Source organism: Brevundimonas sp. EAKA, assembly GCF_000698025.1.
Lineage (GTDB): Bacteria > Pseudomonadota > Alphaproteobacteria > Caulobacterales > Caulobacteraceae > Brevundimonas > Brevundimonas mediterranea_A.
On the sequence record NZ_JMQR01000255.1, the window covers coordinates 1 to 1,232 of the forward strand.

General features: G+C 63.1%; 1 protein-coding gene. It reads left to right on the forward strand.

The genetic code is table 11. The features are described from left to right. The first annotated feature begins 97 nt into the window (after nt 1-97). Entirely contained in the window at nt 98-709 is a 612-nt protein-coding gene (locus tag ER13_RS17315; RefSeq protein WP_035311408.1) for a class I SAM-dependent methyltransferase, read from the forward strand. Nucleotides 710-1,232: the final 523 nt, after the last annotated feature.

A 1,232-nucleotide genomic window follows, 5' to 3' on the forward strand; every position in this document is an offset into this window, starting at 1 on the left:
GGAGACCACGTCAAGCTACGGCCGTGAGTTATGCACGCGCGTTTGAATGTCGAGGACGCGTTCCCTAGCTTCACAAGCAAGGCTCAGGAGGGCGGCGGTGTCTAATCAAACGCATTGGGAAACCGTTTATCGGAACAAGGCGGTGGAAGAGGTCAGCTGGTATCGACCCCATCTTGAGGTTTCGCTACGGCTCATTGCAGACTCTGCGCCATCCGCCAGCAGCGCGATCATTGACGTGGGCGGCGGAGAAGCGACGCTGGTCGATGATCTCGTCGCGCAGGGCTACAGCGACGTCACGGTCCTCGACATTTCCCAGGCGGCGATTGACGTGGCGAAGTCCCGTCTGGGTATGTCCGCCGCCGCGCATTGGATCACCGGCGACATTACGGCTGTTGAGCTGGAACCGGCTCGCTACGATGTCTGGCACGACCGGGCCGTCTTCCACTTCCTGACCAGCGCAGGCGACAGAGCCGCATATGTTCGGCAGATCGCCCGCTCTGTCAGGCCCGGGGGCCACGTGATTGTCGCGACGTTCGGGCCGGACGGTCCGGACAAGTGCAGCGGCCTGGACGTAGTCCGCTACGACGCCGAACATCTTCACGGCGAGTTTGGGCCGAAGTTCCGTCTCCTGGACAGCGTTACGGAGTTGCACGAGACGCCTTGGGGTACGCCTCAGCAGTTCATGTATTGCCTCTGTCGGATGGAGTGAGAGGCCAACCCGCCCCAGCGCGCCGCTTCGGCCCTGATCGGACTGAACGCCAGCGGCGAGGCCCCGCCGGCCCTCGTCGTGCGGGTCGAGATGACGGTGCTCCAGTTCCACCCTAGTTCGCCGCCCGCCTTCGGCGATTAGACGAACCTCCCCCACGTCGCTCGATCACGCCCGATCTGTCTCTCGATACGCCAGCGCGGACAGATAGAAGCGGCTATGTCGCCTCGTCGCATATTCAAACCGCGCAAGCCCTCGACAGCCGAACACAGCCGCGGGCGGAGGCGCAGGGCCTCCGCGTCAAATGCGGAGATCGGTTCACATGGAGAGCTCATCGTTTCACCCGTTCATCACCGCCCCCAGTTGAGGCTGGCCGGAGCAAGTTCACAGGAACGGCGCGACCCATCAAAGGCGTGATACAAGTGAAGATTGATGTCGCCTGAGGACGACGAGATGCCTTCTACGAGCCCTTCTGCACGGCCAGCGCCGCGTTGACTCCCCGAGCCAGGTCCTCTGCGGGTCCCTT